Origin of the sequence: Aeromicrobium sp. JJY06 (genome assembly GCF_044069275.1) — a bacterium.
Taxonomy (GTDB): domain Bacteria; phylum Actinomycetota; class Actinomycetes; order Propionibacteriales; family Nocardioidaceae; genus Aeromicrobium; species Aeromicrobium tamlense.
On the sequence record NZ_JBIMRD010000001.1, the window covers coordinates 1,131,570 to 1,150,011 of the forward strand.

Sequence of the window (18,442 nt, forward strand, 5' to 3'; positions counted from 1 at the left end):
TGGGAGACTGGACACCATGACCGAGACTGACGCGTACATGAGCCCGCTCGGCGACCGCTACCAGGTCGGCGAGCTGGTCGGCCGTGGAGGCATGGCCGATGTCAGGGCCGGACACGACATGCGCCTGGGCCGCCCGGTCGCCATCAAGCTGCTGCGCGCCGACCTGGCCGCCGACGAGACGTTCCAGGAGCGCTTCCGCCGCGAGGCGCAGTCCGCGGCCTCGCTGAACCACCCCTCGATCGTCGCCGTCTACGACACCGGCGAGGCCACCGACGCGTCCGGCGCCCACGTGCCGTACATCGTGATGGAGCTCGTCGAGGGCCGCACGCTGCGCGACGTCCTGCGCGACGGCCGCAAGATCCTGCCCGAGCGCGCCCTGTCGATCACCGCCGACATCCTGGCCGCCCTGGACTACAGCCACCGCGCCGGCATCATCCACCGCGACATCAAGCCCGCCAACGTCATGCTGACGCCCGAGGGCAAGGTCAAGGTGATGGACTTCGGCATCGCCCGCGCGATCGCCGACACCTCCAGCGCCATGACCCAGACCGCGGCCGTCATCGGCACCGCGCAGTACCTCTCGCCCGAGCAGGCGCGCGGCGAGACCGTCGATGCCCGCAGCGACATCTACTCCACCGGCTGCGTGCTCTACGAGCTGCTCACCGGCCGTCCGCCGTTCGTGGGCGACAGCCCCGTCTCGGTGGCCTACCAGCACGTGCGCGAGGAGGCCCGTCCCCCGTCGCAGCTGAACCCCGACGTCTCGGTCGAGGTCGACCACGTCGTCGCGAAGGCGCTCGCCAAGCGCGTCGACGACCGCTACTCCAGCGCCGGCGACATGCGCAAGGACATCGAGCGTGTGCTGGCCGGCGGCTCGGTCGACGCGCCCACGCAGGCCGTCACGGCCGTCGGCGCCGCCGGGGCCACCCAGGTCGCGCCCGCCGTCGCCGCGCCCGTGCTGCCGCCCGCCTCCGAGGAGGAGGAGAAGAAGAAGGGCGCCGGCAAGTGGTGGGCGCTCGCGCTCGTGCTGCTGGCGATCGCGGCTGCGGTGGGCATCGCGCTGATGCTCAACGACAAGGACCCCGAGGTGAACACGCCGCAGGTGGACGTGCCGCGCGTGGAAGGCCTCGACGTCGAGACCGCCACCAACCGGCTCGAGTCGAAGAACCTCGTGGTGGGCGACACCAGCGAGCAGACCAGTGCCGACATTCCCGAGGGCCAGGTCATGTCCACCGACCCCGAGGCCGGCACCACCGTCGACGAGGGCACCACGGTCGACCTGGTCGTCAGCGCCGGGCCCGAGCTCGTCGACATCCCGAACCTCACGAGCTACTCGTACGACGAGGCGAAGGACCTGCTCGAGGGCGACCGGTACGGCCTCAAGGTCGAACGCCAGAACACCGACAGCGACCAGCCCAAGGGCCGCGTCCTGAACAGCAACCCGCCCCCGGGCACCCAGGTCGAGCGCGGCAGCACCGTCACACTCATCGTGTCCCGTGGTCAGGTCGACGTGCCCAACGTCGTCGGTCAGTCCGTCGACGCGGCCACGAAGACGCTGGAGGACGCCGGCCTGAAGGTGTCGGTGCAGGACGACCCGAACGGCACGGCGCCCGACGGCACCGTCACCGCGCAGAGCCGCGAGCCGGGCTCGATGGTCGCGCCGGGCACGACGATCACCCTCACGGTGTCGCGTCCGCCGGAGCCCGAGACCGAGCCGACGCCCGACCCGAACGGTCCGCCGACCACGCTGCCCACCCCCTGAGGGGACTCAGTCCACGACGGTGGCGTGGCTCATCGACACGCTGCCGCCGTAGGCGGGCGCCTTCACGACGTCCACCTCGCGCTGGTCGAGGCCGAGGCCGTACTTCTGCGCGTACTGCGTGTAGGTGGTGACCTCGGGCGACTCGGTCATCGCGCCGCGCAGGCGGCTCCGGTCGCCGATCGCCTCGATCACGTAGGGCGGCGAGTAGGGCACGCCGTCGAGCACCACGGTGTTGCCGACGCACTTGATGCCCGTGGTGGAGATCAGCCGCTGCCCCTGCAGGGTGATCGCCTCGGCGCCGCCGGCCCACAGGGCGTTCACGAACGCCTGGATGTCCTGCTGGTGAACGACGAGCAGGTTGGGATCGAGCCCGGGGACCTCCACCGAGCGCGGAGCGTCCTCCAGGGCGATGCGCAGACCCGGCCCCTCGACGGGCGTCAGGCCGGCCGGGTCGGAGAGCCGCGTGACGCGACGCGCCTCGCGGCGCAGGTCCGCGTCGTCGGCGCGGCCGGTGAGATCGTCGACCTCGCGCTGCAGCCGCGCGGCCTCACCACGACGATTCTCCACCTCGTGGGCGCGGTCGCGCACCACCGAGTTCAGGTCGCCGCCGGCGGGCCTCAGGTCGGAGCCATCGGAGGTCACCGCGGCCGCCACCAGGACGATGCCGCACACGCAGGCGAGGACGAGGCCGAGCAGGCTCCACCTGCTGACGACCTTGATCTTCCCCTCCTCGCGTGGAGTTTCCGGCACGACGACTAGGCTAGCGGGGTACGACACACAGCGGCCGTCCCAGCCGCCCGACCGGGAGATGCTCGTGTTCAACAGGTTCAAGCGCAAGTCCGTCGACGACAACGGCCCCAAGCCGGTGCGCATCGGCAACCGCTGGGCGGCTCCCCTGATGGTCGCGTGCGCGGTCATCGGCCTGGCCTGGATCGTCGTCTTCTACACGATCTCCAACACCGACGTGACGATCCCCTGGTACAGCGACCTCGGTGGCTGGAACCTCATGATCGGCATGGGCTTCATCCTCGCCGCGTTCGGCTTCGCGATGAAGTGGGAGTGAATCACACTCCTGTGATTCCCCACAGGCTGTGCACACAGCTGTGGACAAGGTGTGGACGCGGGCGCTTCAGCTGAGGATCATGAAGCGCCCGGCGAGGTCGCTCGTGCGCCAGAACACGGCGGCGACGAAGGCCGCCCAGAGCACCACGAACGTCGCGACCTGCACGAGCATGCGGCGCTCCCGCGGCGCATAGGCGAACACCAGACCGAGCACGAGGCCGGTGAGGAAGCCGCCGAGGTGGCCCTGCCAGCTGATGCCCGACTGCAGGCTGATCAGGCCGTTGATCGCCAGCAGGACGAGCATGCCGGTGATGTTCTGGCGCGTGCGCACGAGGAAGACCAGCGCCAGTCCGAACAGGCCGAAGACGGCACCGGAGGCGCCGATCGTCAGGGTGCGGAAGTCGGTGAGCAGGTAGACCAGCACCGACGAGCCCACGGCGAGCGTCAGGTACGTGAGAATGAACCGGACGCGCCCGAGGGTGTGCTCGACGAACGGGCCGAACAGGTACAGCGCGTACATGTTGAACGCGAGGTGCAGCAGTCCGCCGTGCAGGAAGGCCGCGGTCACGAGACGCCAGTACTCGCCGTGGGCGACGCCGTGGACCTCGCCGTCGTAGACGCCCAGGCCCAGCATCGCGCCGTCCTGGAAGAAGCGGCCGCTCGTGCCGCCGGTGACCATGACGATCAGCTGGGCCGCGACGTTGAGAGCGATGATCACCATCGTGACCGCGCCGGCGTTGGTGGAGATGGCGCCTCCGGCCAGCGTGCGCGGCTGACGCACCGACGCCTGCCCCTGCTTCACGCACTCGGGGCACTGGAAGCCGACGCTGGCCTCGCGCATGTCCTCAGGACAGATGTAGCGCGAGCAGCGCTGGCACTGGATGAACGCAGGCCGACCCGGATGGCGGTAGCAGGTCTGGCCGGCGTTCTGGTCGGTCACTTCTCGATGGTGACGGACTCGATCACGACGGGCTGGGTCGGACGATCGAAGCGATCGGTCTCGACCGCGGCGATCGCGTCGACGACAGCGCGGCTGTCGGCGTCCTTGACCTCACCGAAGATCGAGTGCTTCCGGTTGAGCCAGTCGGTCTTCGCGACCGTGATGAAGAACTGCGAGCCGTTCGTGCCGGCGCCGTTGGGCTTGGTGCCCGCGTTGGCCATGGCGAGCAGGTAGGGACGGTCGAACTGGAGCTCGGGGTGGAACTCGTCGTCGAACTCGTAGCCCGGGCCACCGCGGCCGTCGCCGAGCGGGTCGCCGCCCTGCAGCATGAAGTTGGAGATCACCCGGTGGAACGTGAGGCCGTCGTAGAAGGGCTTCGTCGACACCGAGCCGGTGGCGGGGTCGACCCATTCCTTGGTGCCCTCGGCCAAGCCGACGAAGTTCGCCACCGTCTTGGGTGCCTGGTGGTCGAACAGCTCGATCTTGATGTCTCCACGGTTGGTGTGGAGCGTGGCGATGGTGGGCACTTCACGTCCTTTCAGGGGTTGGTTCCATCCTTGCACGAGACGCCGAACGTCTCCCGCTAGCGTGGGGGCATGTCGAGACTGGTGTTGCTCCTGATCGCTGCCGCGGCGGCCGTCGTGGTCGTCCGCAAGGCCACCGCCGAGCGCGGCGGCTCCTACGATCCGAGGATCGATCGGTGACCGTCGACCTGCACTCCGAGGGTGGTGTGACAACGCTCACCTTCTCCGCCCCGCCCGTGAACCTGTACTCGCTGGAGTTCCACGATGAGTTCGACGCGGCCCTGGATCGCGTGGAGGCCGAGCCGCCCCGCGTGCTGGTGGTGCGCGCCGAGGGCAAGCTCGTGTCCGGCGGCGTCGACGTGGCGCAGTTCCACGCCCGCACCACCAAGGCCGCCACGCGCGAGCTCTACGACCGGATGATCGAGCTGCCCGAGCGGTTCGCGGCGCTGGACGTTCCCACGATCTTCGTCGCGCACGGCCTGACGCTGACGTGGGCGTTCGAGGTCGCGCTGGCGTGCGACGTGCTGCTGGCCTCGGAGAGGGCGAAGTTCGGCCTCGTCGAGCGGGTCATCGGGCTGACGCCGACCATGGGCGGAACGCAGCGGCTCGCCGGCCGTGCGGGCGTCGCGCGCGCCAAGGAGTTCGTGTTCACGGGCGCGCCGTTCGACGCCGCCACGCTCGAGCGCTGGAACGTGGTCAACCGGGTCTTCGCTCCCGACGAGCTCGACGCCGGCGTCGCGGCCTTCGCCGCCGACCTGGCCTCCGGCCCGACCCGCGCGTTCGGCGCCGCGAAGCAGATCCTGCGCGAGTTCGAGGCCTCCGGCGTCCCGGGCTCCATCGCCCGCACCACCGAGATCGCCGCCGAGCTCTTCGACACCGAGGACCTCCAGCACGGCATGGCCTCCTTCCTCGCCGACGGCCCCGGGAACGCCACGTTCGTCGGGCGGTGAGCCGGCTCCTGCGGGGGCGGTGAGCTGCCAACCCTTCCCAGGGGTCAGCGGTGGCGTGTCAACCGCATCGAGGTCGGATGCGGTTGACCACTCACCGCTCCCCGGGGCGGGTCAGGCGGTGGCGGGCGCGGAGGCCTGCGCGGCGTGCACGCGGTGGGTGGTGCGGCGCTCGGACCAGAACGACACGAGCGGGATGCACGCCAGGACGATGACGCTGAGCATGTAGCCCCACGACCACTTCTCGCGCAGGGTCAGGCGGGCGACCAGGACGATCAGCACCATGAAGAGGAAGCCGTGCAGCTGGTCGATCACCAGGAAGGTGTCCTGGTGGCGGTTCCACCACGAGCCCTCGTCGGTGGCGATCTTGCCCAGGAAGCCGGCCATCACGATGAGGAGGTTGAGTCCCACGATGGTCGCCATGACCTGGTAGGCGCGCAGAAGTCGGTCGTTCACCGCCCCAGCCTATCGATCTCGGCCAAGCACCATCTCACGCGCCATGCGCCACCACATGAACAGCGCGAAGGCCGCGAAGACCCACCATTGCAGGCCGTATCCGAGGTTGCGGCCGCCGGCGGTCCACGACACGTCGGCCTCCGGGACCTCGGCCACGTCGAGGCCGCCGGCCACGGCCGGGTCGGTGGAGATCGCGAAGCCCGACCACAGGTCCGCGTAGCCGAGCTCGTTGAGCAGCGTGGGGATGCGGACCGATCCGATCGTGCGCGCGGCGGGGTCCCAGCCGGAGGCGGACTCCTCGCCCGGCTGCAGCACGGCCTCGAACGAGACCTCGCCGATCGGGACGTCGGGGAACGTCGCGGGGGCCTCGGGCGCCCAGCCGCGCACGACCATCAGCTGGGCGTCTCCCACCGTGACGGGCGCCAGCAGCCACACGCCGGTGGCACCACCCTGTTCGCGGTCGGTGACCCAGAGCTGCTCGGCCGCGGGACGGAACGTGCCGGTCACCGTGACCGGGCGCTGGTCCTGGTCGGTGGTGAAGACGTCTCCGGGTGCCCACACCGACTCGAGGGGGACCGCCGCGGCGGTCTCACCCTGCTCGGCGCGCTCGTCCTCCTGCCGCTGGTCGTACGCGCCGAGCTGCCACGTACCCATGAACAGGCAGAACCCGATCGCCGCGATGGCGAACAGGTGCAGGCCGAGGACGGCCGGGCGGAACCACGCACCCACCCCCGGCCGGTCGTTCACGACGTGAACGGCTTGAGGCCGGGGTAGAGCGGGAAGCGCTCGGCGAGCACGTGGGTGCGCTTGCGCAGACCCTCGATGTCGACCTCGCCCGGCTGGAGCGCCGCGGCGATGATCTCGGCGACCTCGCGGAACTCGTCGGCGCCGAAGCCACGCGTGGCCAGGGCCGGCGTGCCGATGCGCAGACCCGAGGTCACCATCGGGGGACGCGGGTCGTTCGGGACCGCGTTGCGGTTGACCGTGATGCCGACCTCGTGGAGGCGGTCCTCGGCCTGCTGACCGTCGAGCTCGGAGTTGCGCAGGTCGACGAGCACGAGGTGCACGTCGGTGCCACCGCTGAGGACCTGGATGCCCGCGGCCACCGCGTCGTCAGCGAGCAGGCGGTCGGCGAGGATGCGCGCACCCTCGATCGTGCGCTGCTGACGCTCGGCGAACTCGGGCTGGAGCGCCATCTTGAACGCCACGGCCTTGGCGGCGATGACGTGCTCGAGCGGGCCGCCCTGCTGGCCGGGGAACACGGCCGAGCGCATCTTCTTGGCGATCGTCTCGTCGTTCGTGAGGATCGCGCCGCCACGCGGGCCGCCGAGGGTCTTGTGCGTGGTGGTGGTGACGATGTGCGCGTGCGGCAGCGGGCTGGGGTGCAGGCCCGTGGCCACGAGGCCGGCGAAGTGCGCCATGTCGACCCACAGGATCGCGTCGACCTCATCGGCGATCGCGCGGAACGCGGCGAAGTCGAGCTGACGGGGGTACGCCGACCAGCCGGCGATGATGACACGGGGGCGGTGCTCGATCGCGAGCGCGCGCACCTCGTCCATGTCGACCAGACCGGTCTCGGGGATCACGTGGTACGGGATCGGGTTGTAGAGGCGCCCGGAGAAGTTGAGCTTCATGCCGTGCGTGAGGTGACCGCCGTTGGCCAGGTCGAGGCCCAGGATCGTGTCGCCCGCGGTGGCGATGGCGTGCAGGGCGGCGGCGTTGGCCGAGGCGCCCGAGTGGGGCTGCACGTTGGCGTAGTCCGCGTCGAAGAGCTGCTTGAGCCGGTCGATGGCCAGCTGCTCGACCTGGTCGACGAACTCGCAGCCGCCGTAGTAGCGCTTGCCGGGGTAGCCCTCGGCGTACTTGTTCGTGAGCACGCTGCCCTGCGCCTCGAGGGCGGCGACGGGAGCGAAGTTCTCCGAAGCGATCATCTCGAGCGTCGTCTGCTGGCGGACCAGCTCGGCGTCGAGGAGCGCGGCGATGTCGGGATCGAAATCGGCGAGATGCTGGTCGTGGCTCATGGTCCGAGGATATCGCCCGCTCCGCGAGCCCAGATCCGCGCGCCCCTCGGGAGCGTAACCAAAACGCAACCGTCCTGTGGATGGCCGCGACTCCGCGACGGGAGTAGCGTCGCAGCGAGTGTCCGGATGGTGGACACAACTCCGGGGAGGAAACAGATGAACTCGATGCGGCGACGCGTCACCGTCCTGGCGACCGCGGCACTGGCCGGCTCCGTGCTGGCGGCCTGCGGAGCGGGACAGAACGACGACGACAGCGATGCGGCCCTGATCGTGGGCACGACCGACAAGGTGGTCTCGATCGACCCCGCCGGCTCGTACGACAACGGCTCCATGGCGGTGCAGACGCAGGTCTACCAGTACCTGCTCAACTTCCCGGCGGGCAGCACCGAGCTGACCCCCGACGCGGCCGAGAAGTGCGACTTCGAGGAGCCGACGGTCTACGTCTGCACCATGAAGGACGGACTGAAGTTCGCCAACGGCAACGAGCTGACCGCCTCCGACGTGGCCTTCTCGTTCAAGCGGGTCGTGGACATCAACGACCCCAACGGCCCGGCCTCGCTGCTCGGCGCGATGGAGTCGGTGGAGGCGCGTGACGACAAGACCGTCGCGTTCACCCTCAAGGCGCCCAACGACCAGACCTTCGCCCAGGTGCTCGTGACCTCGGCCGGCCCGATCGTCGACGAGGACACGTACCCCGCCGACGGCCTGCTGGACGACGACGCCGCGGTCGAGGCCAACGCATTCTCCGGTCCGTACACGATCGGCGAGTACAAGAAGAACGAGCTGGCCGAGTTCACGGTCAACCCGGACTACGACGGCACGTACGGCGAGGCCAAGTCCGACGTGACGATGCGCTACTACGCCGACTCGAACAACCTCAAGCTCGACGTGGAGAAGGGCGACATCGACGTCGCGTACCGCTCGCTGACGCCGACCGACATCGACAGCCTCAAGAAGTCCGACGACGTCACGGTCCACACCGGACCCGGCGGCGAGCTCCGCTACATCGTGTTCAACCTCAAGACGATGCCCGGCGACGACGACGCGCAGAAGCAGGCCGTCCGCCAGGCCGCGGCCTACCTCGTGAACCGCGAGGAGATCGCCTCGGAGGTCTACAAGGGCACCTACACGCCGGCCTACTCGGCCGTCCCCGAGGGCCAGAAGGGCGCCACCGAGGCGTTCAAGGACAAGTACGGCGACGCGCCCGACCAGGCCGCCGCGAAGAAGACCCTCGACGACGCCGGCGTCTCGACGCCCGTCGAGCTCAACCTCCAGTGGAACCCCGACCACTACGGCGGCAGCTCCGACCAGGAGTACCAGGCGGTCAAGCGCCAGCTGGAGGAAGGCGGACTGTTCACGGTCAACCTGCAGTCGACGGAGTGGAACACCTACTCCGAGGAGCGCGTGAAGGACGCCTACCCGGCGTTCCAGCTGGGCTGGTTCCCGGACTTCCCGGATCCCGACAACTACCTGACGCCGTTCTTCGCGCCGAACAACTTCCTCCAGTCGCACTACGAGGACGACGCGATGACCAAGCTGCTCGACGCCGAGCGCGTGGACGCCGACGAGGCCTCGCGTGACGCGACGCTCGCGAAGGCGCAGGAGATGGTGGCCGACCAGGTCCCGATCCTGCCACTGCTCACGGGCGCCCAGGTGGCCGTCGCCGGCAAGGACGTGAAGGGCGTGAGCGACACGCTCGACCCGTCGTTCAAGTTCCGGTTCACGGCACTGTCGAAGTAACGGACACCCGGAACCGGGGTCCCGGCACGCCCAGCGCGTGCCGGGGCCCCGCTTCCACGTAGGAGGAGTGCAGCGTGACCACAGACGTCCTCGTCGCCGCCGACACACCGTCGGCCGAACCCCCCGGTCGCCGCGGCGGCCTCAGCCCGCTCGCGCGGTACCTGTTGATCCGGCTGGCGCTCATCGTCCCCATGCTGTGGGTGCTCGTCACCGTCGTGTTCTTCCTGATGCGCGTGATCGGCGACCCGATCACCGCGGCGCAGGGCGGCCGCCTCACTCCCGAGCAGATTGCCGAGCGCAAGGCCGAGGCGGGCCTCGACCGGCCGATCCTCGTGCAGTACGTCGAGTACCTCGGCAACATCCTGCGCGGCGACTTCGGCACGACCCTCACGGACAACCGCGAGGTCACCGACATCCTCATCGTCAACGGCGCGGCCACGCTGGAGCTCACGTTCTGGGCGCTGCTCGTGGCGTTCTCAGTGGGCATCCCGCTGGGTCGCATCGCCGCGCGGCACCGCGACCGCGGGCCCGACGTGCTGCTGCGGCTCTTCGCGATCGTCGCCTACGCCGCTCCCGTCTTCTTCGTCGGCCTGCTGCTCAAGCTCGCCGTCGCGCCGTTCGGCTGGCCCACCTCGGGCCGGGCCTCGACGGCCACCGAGCTGACGCTCGCCAAGGTCGAGCCGCAGACGAACATCATGATCATCGACGCCATCCTGTGGGGCGAGCCCGAGTACATCTGGGACGTCCTGCAGCACGCCGTGCTGCCGGCGATCGCCCTGGGCCTGCTCACCGGCGGCATCTTCCTGCGCCTCGTGCGGGTGAACCTGCTGCAGACGCTGCGCGCGGACTACGTCACCGCGGCCCGCGCGCGCGGCGTCTCGGAGCGGCAGGTCGAGCGCAAGCACGCCTTCCGCAACGCGCTCGTCCCCGTCGTGACGGTGATGGGCATGCAGATCGCGATCCTGCTGGGTGGCGCGGTGCTGACCGAGACCACGTTCGAGTGGAAGGGCATCGGCTACGAGCTGGCGCAGTACCTGATCCGGCGCGACTTCCTCGCGGTGCAGGGCATCGTCACCGCGATCGCGTTCATCGTGTGCATCGCGAGCTTCCTCATCGACGCCATCGTGGCGCTCGTCGACCCCCGAGTGAGGTTCTGATGCGCTACCCCGGTCGCTCCGTCATCCAGCAGTCCCACGGCCTGCAGCGGTTCATGCTGCTGCTCGGCGTCGGGCTGATCCTGTTCTTCCTCGTGCTCGCGATCTTCGCGCCGTGGATCGCGCCCTACGACTTCAACCAGGTGCGCGGCGACGACGGCGTCCTGTTCGGCACGCAGCAGCCGCCGAGCGCCGACCACCTGTTCGGCACCACAGTCGGCGGCGCCGACGTGCTGTCGCGCGTGGTCTACGGCGCCCGCACGGCGATGGAGGTCATCGTCCTGGCCGTGATCGTCTCGAGCGTGATCGGCGTGCCGCTCGGCCTCGTCTCGGGCTACCTGGGCGGCTGGCTCGACAAGACGCTCGTGCTGATCATGGACGCGCTGTACTCGTTCCCGTCGCTGCTGCTGGCGATCGTCGTGTCGATCGTGGTCTCGGGCGGCTCGAGCGGCGCGCTCGGCGGCATCGCGTCGGCGGCGATCTCGATCACCGTCATCTTCATCCCGCAGTACTACCGCGTGATCCGCAACGCGACCGTCTCGGTGAAGACCGAGCCGTACGTCGACGCCGCGAAGGTCGTGGGCGTGCGCACCCCGCGGGTCCTGTTCCGCCACATCCTGTCCAACGTCGCGCAGACGCTGCCGGTCATCGCCACCCTGAACGCGTCGGAGGCCATCCTGACCCTCGCGGCCCTGGGCTTCCTGGGCTTCGGCATCGAGCCGTCGGCCGCGGCCGAGTGGGGCTACGACCTCAACAAGGCGATGCCCGACGCGACCAACGACATCTGGTGGACGGGCCTCTACCCGGGCCTGGCGATCGTGCTGGTCGTCCTCGGGGTGACGCTGCTCGGCGAGAGCCTCAACGACATCACCAACCCGCTGCTGCGCACCCGCGCCGCCGACAAGGCCGAGGGCGAGCTCGAGGTCGAGCTGGCCGAGGACGTCTCGGCCGCGCCCGAGCTGGGCGACGACCTGGCCGGGACCTCCGCCGGCGCGGAGCCGCCCCACCGGACGGCGGTCCTGTCGCTGTCCGACCTCCGCGTCAGCTTCGGCACGGACGCAGGACGCGTGGTCGCGGTGGACGGCGTCGGCTTCGACGTCGAGCCGGGCGAGGTCGTCGCCGTGGTCGGCGAGTCCGGCTCGGGCAAGTCGGTCACCTCGCGTGCCGTCATGGGTCTGCTGCCCGGCACGGCCAAGGTCGATGGCTCGGCGGTCCTGCGCACGGGTGGCGACGGCGAGCGCGAGCTCATCGGCATGAGCCCGCAGGCGCTGCGGCCGATCCGCGGCGACGAGATCTCCATGGTGTTCCAGGAGCCCTCGACCGCGCTCGACCCCGTGCGCACCGTGGGCTGGCAGATCATCGAGGCGATCCGCGCCCACCGCGAGACCAGCAAGTCGGAGGCGAAGAAGCGTGCGATCGAGCTGCTCGAGCTGGTCGGCCTCCCCGACCCCGAGCGGCGCGTCGACTACTACCCGCACCAGCTGTCCGGCGGGCAGAAGCAGCGCGTGGTCATCGCGATCGCGATCGCCTGCGAGCCCGACGTGATCGTCGCCGACGAGCCCACCACGGCCCTCGACGTGACGGTGCAGGCCGCGATCCTCGAGCTGCTGCTGGACCTGCGGAACCGGCTGGGCACCGCGATCGTGCTGATCACGCACAACATGGGCGTCGTCGCCGACATCGCCGACCGCGTCGTGGTCATGTACCGCGGCAAGATCGTCGAGCAGGCACCGGTCGACCGGCTGTTCTCCGCGCCGGAGCACCCGTACACGCGGGCGCTGCTGGAGTCGGTCCCTCACCTCGGCCGGCCGAAGGTCGTCGAGGGCGAGACGGGCCCGGCGCCGCTGGAGAACGCGCCCGTCGTGCTCGACCTCGAGGACATCGTGGTGGAGTTCCCGGGCGGCTGGGGCGAGCCCACCTTCCGCGCCGTCGACCACGTGAGCCTGCAGGTGCACCGCGGAGAGGTGCTCGGTCTCGTGGGCGAGTCCGGATCGGGCAAGTCCACGCTGGGCCGCACCGCCGTGGGCCTGCAGCAGCCGACTTCGGGCATCGTGCGCGTGGGCGGCGAGCAGATCTCGGGGCTGAGCGACGCCGAGCTCCGGCCGTTCCGCAAGCGGTTCGGGTTCGTGTTCCAGGACCCGGCCTCGTCGCTGAACCCGCGGATGTCGATCCTCGACTGCATCGCCGAGCCGCTGCGGGTGCACACCGACCTCTCCGACGCGCAGGTGAGGGAGAAGGTCCAGGGCCTGCTCGACTCGGTGGAGCTGCCGCGCGACTTCGCCCAGCGCTACCCGCACGAGCTCTCGGGTGGTCAGCGCCAGCGCATCAGCCTGGCCCGCGCCCTGGCACTCGAGCCCGACCTGCTCATCGCGGACGAGCCGACCTCGGCGCTCGACGTCTCGGTGCAGGCGCGCGTGCTGGAGCTGTTCCTCGACCTGCAGCAGCGCCTGCAGTTCGCGTGCCTGTTCATCACGCACGACCTCGCCGTGGTGGACCGGCTCGCGAACCGGGTGGCGGTCATGCAGCGCGGGCGACTGGTGGAGCTCGGCCCCCGCGACCAGGTGCTGCGCCGGCCGACCGAGGACTACACGCGCAGCCTCATCGCGGCCGTGCCCGTGCCTGACCCGGTGGAGCAGCGCCGTCGTCGCGCCGAGCGCGGCGACCTCCTCACCGGGGCCTGACGACCGGACCGAGCGGGGTCTTCCGTCTCAGCGATCCCAGGCGGCGACCTGGGCGCGGCGCTCGAGGCCGAGCTTGGACAGGACGGTGGAGACGTAGTTCTTCACCGTCTTCTCCGAGAGGAAGAGGGTCTCGGCGATCTCGCGGTTGGAGCGGCCGAGGCGCAGCTCGTCGAAGACCTTGCGCTCCTGCGCGGTGAGCTCGGCGAGCGGGTCGGGCTCGTCCTGGCGGCGCAGCCGGTCGAGCACCGCGCGGGTCATGGCGGGGTCGAGCAGCGACTGTCCGGCGGCGACCCGCTGCACCGCGTCGACCAGGTCGTTGCCGCGCACCTGCTTGAGCAGGAATCCCGAGGCGCCCGCCATGATCGCGTCGAAGAGCGCCTCGTCGTCCTCGTACGAGGTCAGGATCAGCACCGAGGTGCGCGGCGCCATGATCCGCACGCGGCGGCACAGCTCGATGCCCGAGCCGTCGGGCAGGCGCGCGTCGAGGACGGCGACGTCGGGCTGGAGGCTCTCGATCTGCGTGGCGGCCTCGCCGACGGTGCCGGCCTGGCCGACCACCGTGATGGCGCCCGAGTCCTCGAGCAGGTCGCCGACGCCGCGCCGCACGACCTCGTGGTCGTCCAGCAGGAAGACGCGGATGGGTTCGCTCACGGGGTCAGCCTACGGAAGGTCGACCGCGGGCTCGGTGCTCTCGAGCGGGACCCGCCACGTCACCCGCGTGCCGCGACCGCCCGGACCTGGCTCGATCAGCAGGGATCCGCCCGACCGCTCGGCGCGCTCTCGGAGGTTGGCCAGACCGCTCGCGGGCTGCTGGTCTGCCATCCCGATGCCGTCGTCGGTGATCGTCGCGACGACGCCCTCGGGCGCGACGACGAGGTGCAGCCGCACCGAGGTCGCGCTCGCGTGCCTGATGACGTTGGCCAGCGCCTCGTTCATCACGGCGTGCACGTCACTGCGCCGGCCGATGTCGAGCAGGCCGAGGTCGCCCTCGATGTCGATCGACGGCGCGAAGCCCAGCGGCGCCGCGGTGGCCTTGAGCAGCCGGACCAGCCGCGCCTCGTCGGTGGCGGCGTCCGAGCCGAGGGCGAAGATCGCGCCGCGCAGGTCGGCGATGGCGCGGTCGACGTCGTCCACGGCCTGCGAGGCCCGGCCGGCCCAGGGCTCGTCCACGTGACGGGCGATCCGGTCGAGCGACAGGCCCACCGCGAACAGGCGCCCGATGACGAGGTCGTGCAGGTCGCGCGCGATGCGGTTGCGGTCCTCCACCACGGCCATCCGCGCCAGCTCGGCACGCGTGCCGGCGAGCTCGTCGAACAGTCGCGCGTTCGCGATGGCGGTGCCCGCGACGGCGGCCAGGCCGGTGACCAGCCGCTCGTCGTCCTCGCTGAAGCCGCCCGCCTTCTCGGTCAGGTAGAGGTCGCCGAACACGCGGCCGTCGATCCGGATCGGGACGCCGAGGAAGGCGCCCATCGGCGGGTGGTGGGGCGGGAAGCCGACCGAGTCCGGGTGCGAGGCGACGTCGTCGAGCCGCAGCGGCACGCCGTCCCGCAGGACCACCCCGAGCACTCCGGCGCCGCGCGGCAGGGCGCCGATCTCGGCGGCTGTCTCGTCGTCGATGCCCTGCGTCAGGAACTCGACGAGGCCCTCCTCCGGGTCGCTCCCGAGGACACCGAGGGCGCCGTAGCGGGCGCCCGTCAGGTCGCGGGCCAGCTCGATGATGCGGGCCAGCAGGCTGTCGAGATCGAGGTCGGACGTGACCGCGACGGCCGCCTCGACGATGTGCTCCCAGCGCTTCCGGTCCTGTTCGTCCACGCGCTCACCGTACCGAGGGCGACGGGCCCGAGGTCCCGAGAACTCGTGACCTTCGGCCCTGCCCCGGCGCCGGCGCGCGCGGCACGATGGAGGTGTCAGAAAGGAACGAGTCCATGAGCACCAACACCATCGTCGTCGGTGTCGACGAGACCCCCGCCGGAACGGCCGCCCTGAGCTGGGCCGCCCGTGAGGCGGAGCTGCGCGGCGCCGACCTCAAGATCGTGCACGTCTGGCAGATCGACGCGGCCGTTGCGATGGCCGGCGCCGAGGTGCCGTGGCTGGCCTACGAGACCGATGCCCGGTCGAACGCCGCCCGCTGGGTGGCCGACACGATCGGCGCGGAGGACGCGCAGGGCCGTCCCCGCCGCATCGACGTCGTGCAGGGTGCCCCCGGGCCGACCCTCGTCGACGCCTCCCGCGACGCGGCCATGCTCGTCGTCGGGACCCGCGTGCACACCGGCATCAGCCGGGTCCTGTTCGGCTCGGTGAGCCACTACTGCCTCACCCACGCGCAGTGCGTCGTCGTCGCCGTGCCGACCACCTCCACGGCGGAGACCGTCGACGTGGAGTCGGCAGACGAGCTCGTCGAGCACTGAGTCACGGCGGCCGGCCGCACCAGCGGCCGCCCTCCCGGCCCGCGCTCCTCTTCTCGGGCGCCGGCCGACCCGGAGGCCTCGATCCCCGGAGGCCCTCCCACCCGCAGTCCCGGCGGCGACCCCACGCCGCCGGGGCTACGTTGGCGTCATGATCGAGCGCGTCCGTGGCCAGGCTGGTGCGGCGATCTTCGCCCGCGTGGCCGGACCCGAGGGCGAGGGCCGTCGCGACCGCATCCACGGCACGCCCGGCCCCCGGCGGTTCGCGCCGGGCGACCCCGTGTGGCGCGTCCACGGTGACGCCTCGATGTTCGTCGGCGGGATCCGCGCACTGCTGCTCCAGTCGCTGCACCCCCTCGCGATGGCCGGCGTCGACCAGCACTCGGGCTTCCGCGGCGACCCGTGGGGACGGCTGCAGCGCACGAGCGGCTTCATCGCGATGACCACCTTCGGCACGATCGAGCACGCCGACCGCACGATCGCCGCCGTGCGGGGCATCCACGAGCGCGTCACCGGCACCGCGCCCGACGGCCGGCCCTACGCCGCGTCCGACCCGCACCTGCTGCGCTGGGTGCACGTCGCCGAGATCGACTCCTTCCTGCGGGCGCACGACCGCTACGGCTCCACACCGCTGACCCCGGCCGAGCGCGACCGCTACGTGGCCCAGGCCGCGGTCACCGCACGCCTGCTCGGCGCCACCGACGTGCCCGAGGACGTCGAGCAGCTGCGTGAGACGCTCCGGGCCTACCGACCCGAGCTCGAGAGCACGCCCGCCGCCCGCGCGGCCGCCCGGTTCATGCTGATCCACCCGCCCGTTCCGTGGACGGTTCGCGCCCCGTACGGGATGCTCGCCGCGGCCGCGGTGGGACTGCTGCCGCGCTTCGCCCGGCGGCCCCTGGGACTCCCGTGGCTGCCGGTGACCGAGGCGACCGCGGTGCGTGCCGGCGGCGTCGCCGTCACCCGCGCGATCGGCTGGGCGATGGCCCCGCCCGCGCGTTCCACGACATGAGGATCGGACCGAAGCACGACACAATGGACGAGTCCCCACCCGACACCTAGGAGTGATTCCTCGTGAAGAAGCTTGCGCTGCTGACGGCCGCTGCCGTCGGATACGTCCTCGGAACCCGCGCCGGCCGCGGCCGCTACGAGCAGATCAAGCGCCAGGCCGAGAAGGTGTGGCACACCGAGCCGGTGCAGACGACCGCCCACAAGGCCCAGGACACCGCCAAGGCCGCCGCGTCCGAGGCCGGCCACCGCGTCGCCGAGACCGCGAAGGACGTCTCGGGTACCGTCGCGGAGAAGGCCAAGGACGTGGCCGGCAAGGCCAAGGACGCGTCCGACACCGCGACCGAGAAGGTCAAGACCGCCGCCGACTTCTCGAAGGACGACGACTCGTCGCCGAGCCAGGCCACGCCGACGCCCGCCCCGGGCCCGGCCACCGTCGCCGCCGCCACCTTCGGCTCCGCCACGCCGACCACGAGCACGCCCTCCGGCACCACGTCGACCTCCGACACCGGCTCGGAGGACTCCGCGGCGCCCCAGGCCGACGCCACGTCGCTCGCCTACAGCACCAGCTCGGAGGGCCTGCGCGCCGACGCGAGCAAGGCCGACGAGAAGGCGCCGTTCGACATCGACGAGGCCGGCTCCGATGACCTCGCGTCCCCGAACCCGCTCGGCACCGACGACCCGGACTCGCGCGCCTGATGCGGCTGAGGATCTTCACCGAGCCCCAGCAGGGCGCCTCGTACGACGACCTCCTCGCGGTCGCGCAGGAGGCCGAGCGGCTCGGCTTCGACGCCTTCTTCCGCTCGGACCACTACCTCGCGATGGGCGGCGACGGCCTGCCCGGACCGACCGACGCGTGGACCACGCTGGCGGGTCTCGCCCGCGAGACGTCCACGATCCGGCTCGGCACGCTGGTCACGAGCGCGACGTTCCGGCTGCCCGGACCGCTCGCGGTGACGGTGGCCGGCGTCGACCAGATGAGCCGGGGCCGCGTGGAGTTCGGCCTCGGCGCGGGCTGGTTCGACGCCGAGCACCGCGCGTACGGGATCGGGTTCCCCGACACCCCGGAGCGCTTCGACCGCCTGGAGGAGCAGCTCGAGGTCATCACGGGTCTGTGGGCGGACACCACCGGCTCGTACTCGTTCGACGGTGAGCACTACACGATCAGCGACTCGCCGGCCCTCCCCAAGCCGGCGCAGGAGCGGATCCCGGTGATCGTCGGCGGCAAGGGCAAGCGCCGCACTCCGGCGCTCGCCGCCCGGTTCGCGGACGAGTTCAACGTGCCGTTCGTCTCGGTGGAGGAGACGCGCACGCTGTTCACGCGGGTCCGCGAGGCCTGCGAGAAGGCCGAGCGCGATCCGTCGACGCTGGCCTGGTCCAATGCGCTCGTGGTGTGCGCGGGCGCGGACGAGGCCGAGATCGCGCGCCGCGCCGCGGCGATCGGTCGCGACGTCGACGAGCTGCGGGAGAACGGCCTGGCCGGCACCCCCGCCGAGATCGTCGACCGGATCGGCGCGTTCGCCGAGGCCGGCACCGAGCGGATCTACCTGCAGGTGCTCGACCTGTCCGATCTGGACCACCTGGCGCTCGTGGCCGAGGAGATCATGCCCCACGTGTGATCGCTCGAGAGCTCCGAGACGACGAGGCACCCGGACCGCTGCGGCGGCCGGGTGCCTCGTCGTTCTGGCCCTTGGGCAGGGCGAATGACACCGGTGTGATTTACCCACAGCATTGTCCCCACGTGGGGA

General features: G+C 71.1%; 18 protein-coding genes. 10 read left to right on the forward strand and 8 right to left on the reverse strand.

Features of this window, described 5'->3' with window-relative positions; genetic code table 11:
- Nucleotides 1-16: 16 nt before the first annotated feature.
- Entirely contained in the window at nucleotides 17-1,759 is a 1,743-nt protein-coding gene (pknB, locus tag ACGWYL_RS05720) for a Stk1 family PASTA domain-containing Ser/Thr kinase (protein ID WP_179427446.1), read from the forward strand.
- A 6-nt stretch (nucleotides 1,760-1,765) separates the two neighbouring features.
- Here the strand turns inward: pknB and ACGWYL_RS05725 are convergent, their stop codons facing one another.
- The gene (locus tag ACGWYL_RS05725; protein ID WP_395486647.1) at nucleotides 1,766-2,509 is read right to left on the reverse strand and encodes a DUF881 domain-containing protein; all 744 of its coding nucleotides are present in this window, start codon (nucleotides 2,507-2,509) and stop codon (nucleotides 1,766-1,768) included.
- A 64-nt stretch (nucleotides 2,510-2,573) separates the two neighbouring features.
- Between ACGWYL_RS05725 and ACGWYL_RS05730 the strand changes: the two genes are divergently transcribed.
- Entirely contained in the window at nucleotides 2,574-2,822 is a 249-nt protein-coding gene (locus tag ACGWYL_RS05730) for a cell division protein CrgA (RefSeq protein ID WP_269304371.1), read from the forward strand.
- Nucleotides 2,823-2,888: 66 nt separating this feature from the next.
- Here ACGWYL_RS05730 and ACGWYL_RS05735 read toward each other — a convergent pair whose 3' ends face one another.
- A complete protein-coding gene (locus ACGWYL_RS05735) occupies nucleotides 2,889-3,761 on the reverse strand; it encodes a rhomboid family intramembrane serine protease (RefSeq protein ID WP_395486648.1) in 873 nt (290 codons plus the stop codon).
- Entirely contained in the window at nucleotides 3,758-4,288 is a 531-nt protein-coding gene (locus tag ACGWYL_RS05740) for a peptidylprolyl isomerase (RefSeq protein WP_269304375.1), read from the reverse strand. Before ACGWYL_RS05740 ends, ACGWYL_RS05735 begins: the two co-directional genes overlap by 4 nt.
- Before the next feature lie 173 nt (nucleotides 4,289-4,461).
- Here ACGWYL_RS05740 and ACGWYL_RS05745 point away from each other — a divergent pair, with 173 nt between their 5' ends.
- A complete protein-coding gene (locus ACGWYL_RS05745; protein WP_395486649.1) occupies nucleotides 4,462-5,235 on the forward strand; it encodes an enoyl-CoA hydratase/isomerase family protein in 774 nt (257 codons plus the stop codon).
- Nucleotides 5,236-5,346: 111 nt separating this feature from the next.
- Here the strand turns inward: ACGWYL_RS05745 and ACGWYL_RS05750 are convergent, their stop codons facing one another.
- From ACGWYL_RS05750 to glyA, 3 genes are read right to left on the reverse strand one after another with little or no spacing between them, the layout of a single operon-like run.
- On the reverse strand, nucleotides 5,347-5,688 hold the full coding sequence (locus ACGWYL_RS05750; RefSeq protein ID WP_395486650.1) for a DUF3817 domain-containing protein: 342 nt from the start codon (nucleotides 5,686-5,688) through the stop codon (nucleotides 5,347-5,349).
- A gap of 9 nt (nucleotides 5,689-5,697) precedes the next feature.
- A complete protein-coding gene (locus ACGWYL_RS05755) occupies nucleotides 5,698-6,435 on the reverse strand; it encodes an SURF1 family protein (RefSeq protein ID WP_395486651.1) in 738 nt (245 codons plus the stop codon).
- Complete coding sequence (gene glyA, locus ACGWYL_RS05760) at nucleotides 6,432-7,709, reverse strand: serine hydroxymethyltransferase (protein ID WP_269304386.1); 1,278 nt, start codon at nucleotides 7,707-7,709, stop codon at nucleotides 6,432-6,434. The genes ACGWYL_RS05755 and glyA overlap by 4 nt, the downstream gene beginning before the upstream one ends.
- 165 nt (nucleotides 7,710-7,874) lie before the next feature.
- Here glyA and ACGWYL_RS05765 point away from each other — a divergent pair, with 165 nt between their 5' ends.
- The 3 genes from ACGWYL_RS05765 (at nucleotide 7,875) to ACGWYL_RS05775 (ending at nucleotide 13,284) form a co-directional block, all read left to right on the forward strand.
- Nucleotides 7,875-9,449, forward strand: coding sequence for an ABC transporter substrate-binding protein (locus tag ACGWYL_RS05765; protein WP_269304388.1), 1,575 nt, complete (start codon nucleotides 7,875-7,877; stop codon nucleotides 9,447-9,449).
- A gap of 74 nt (nucleotides 9,450-9,523) precedes the next feature.
- On the forward strand, nucleotides 9,524-10,606 hold the full coding sequence (locus ACGWYL_RS05770; protein WP_269304390.1) for an ABC transporter permease: 1,083 nt from the start codon (nucleotides 9,524-9,526) through the stop codon (nucleotides 10,604-10,606).
- On the forward strand, nucleotides 10,606-13,284 hold the full coding sequence (locus ACGWYL_RS05775) for a dipeptide ABC transporter ATP-binding protein (protein WP_395486652.1): 2,679 nt from the start codon (nucleotides 10,606-10,608) through the stop codon (nucleotides 13,282-13,284). Before ACGWYL_RS05770 ends, ACGWYL_RS05775 begins: the two co-directional genes overlap by 1 nt.
- Before the next feature lie 27 nt (nucleotides 13,285-13,311).
- On the opposite strand, the gene ACGWYL_RS05780 is transcribed toward ACGWYL_RS05775, so the two are convergent.
- Together ACGWYL_RS05780 and ACGWYL_RS05785 are read right to left on the reverse strand one after the other, a co-directional pair.
- Nucleotides 13,312-13,935, reverse strand: a complete 624-nt coding sequence (locus tag ACGWYL_RS05780; RefSeq protein ID WP_317628250.1) for a response regulator transcription factor — start codon at nucleotides 13,933-13,935, stop codon at nucleotides 13,312-13,314.
- Between the two features lie 9 nt (nucleotides 13,936-13,944).
- Nucleotides 13,945-15,096, reverse strand: coding sequence for a GAF domain-containing protein (locus ACGWYL_RS05785; RefSeq protein WP_395486653.1), 1,152 nt, complete (start codon nucleotides 15,094-15,096; stop codon nucleotides 13,945-13,947).
- Nucleotides 15,097-15,209: 113 nt separating this feature from the next.
- Between ACGWYL_RS05785 and ACGWYL_RS05790 the strand changes: the two genes are divergently transcribed.
- From ACGWYL_RS05790 to ACGWYL_RS05805, 4 genes are all read left to right on the forward strand, one after another.
- A complete protein-coding gene (locus ACGWYL_RS05790; protein WP_179427420.1) occupies nucleotides 15,210-15,692 on the forward strand; it encodes a universal stress protein in 483 nt (160 codons plus the stop codon).
- A gap of 148 nt (nucleotides 15,693-15,840) precedes the next feature.
- Nucleotides 15,841-16,698 (forward strand): oxygenase MpaB family protein, encoded by an 858-nt coding sequence (locus tag ACGWYL_RS05795; RefSeq protein WP_269304401.1) that lies wholly within the window; start codon nucleotides 15,841-15,843, stop codon nucleotides 16,696-16,698.
- 62 nt (nucleotides 16,699-16,760) lie between these two features.
- Nucleotides 16,761-17,393, forward strand: coding sequence for a hypothetical protein (locus tag ACGWYL_RS05800; protein WP_395486654.1), 633 nt, complete (start codon nucleotides 16,761-16,763; stop codon nucleotides 17,391-17,393).
- On the forward strand, nucleotides 17,393-18,313 hold the full coding sequence (locus ACGWYL_RS05805) for an LLM class F420-dependent oxidoreductase (RefSeq protein WP_395486655.1): 921 nt from the start codon (nucleotides 17,393-17,395) through the stop codon (nucleotides 18,311-18,313). The genes ACGWYL_RS05800 and ACGWYL_RS05805 overlap by 1 nt, the downstream gene beginning before the upstream one ends.
- The last annotated feature ends 129 nt before the right edge of the window (nucleotides 18,314-18,442 follow it).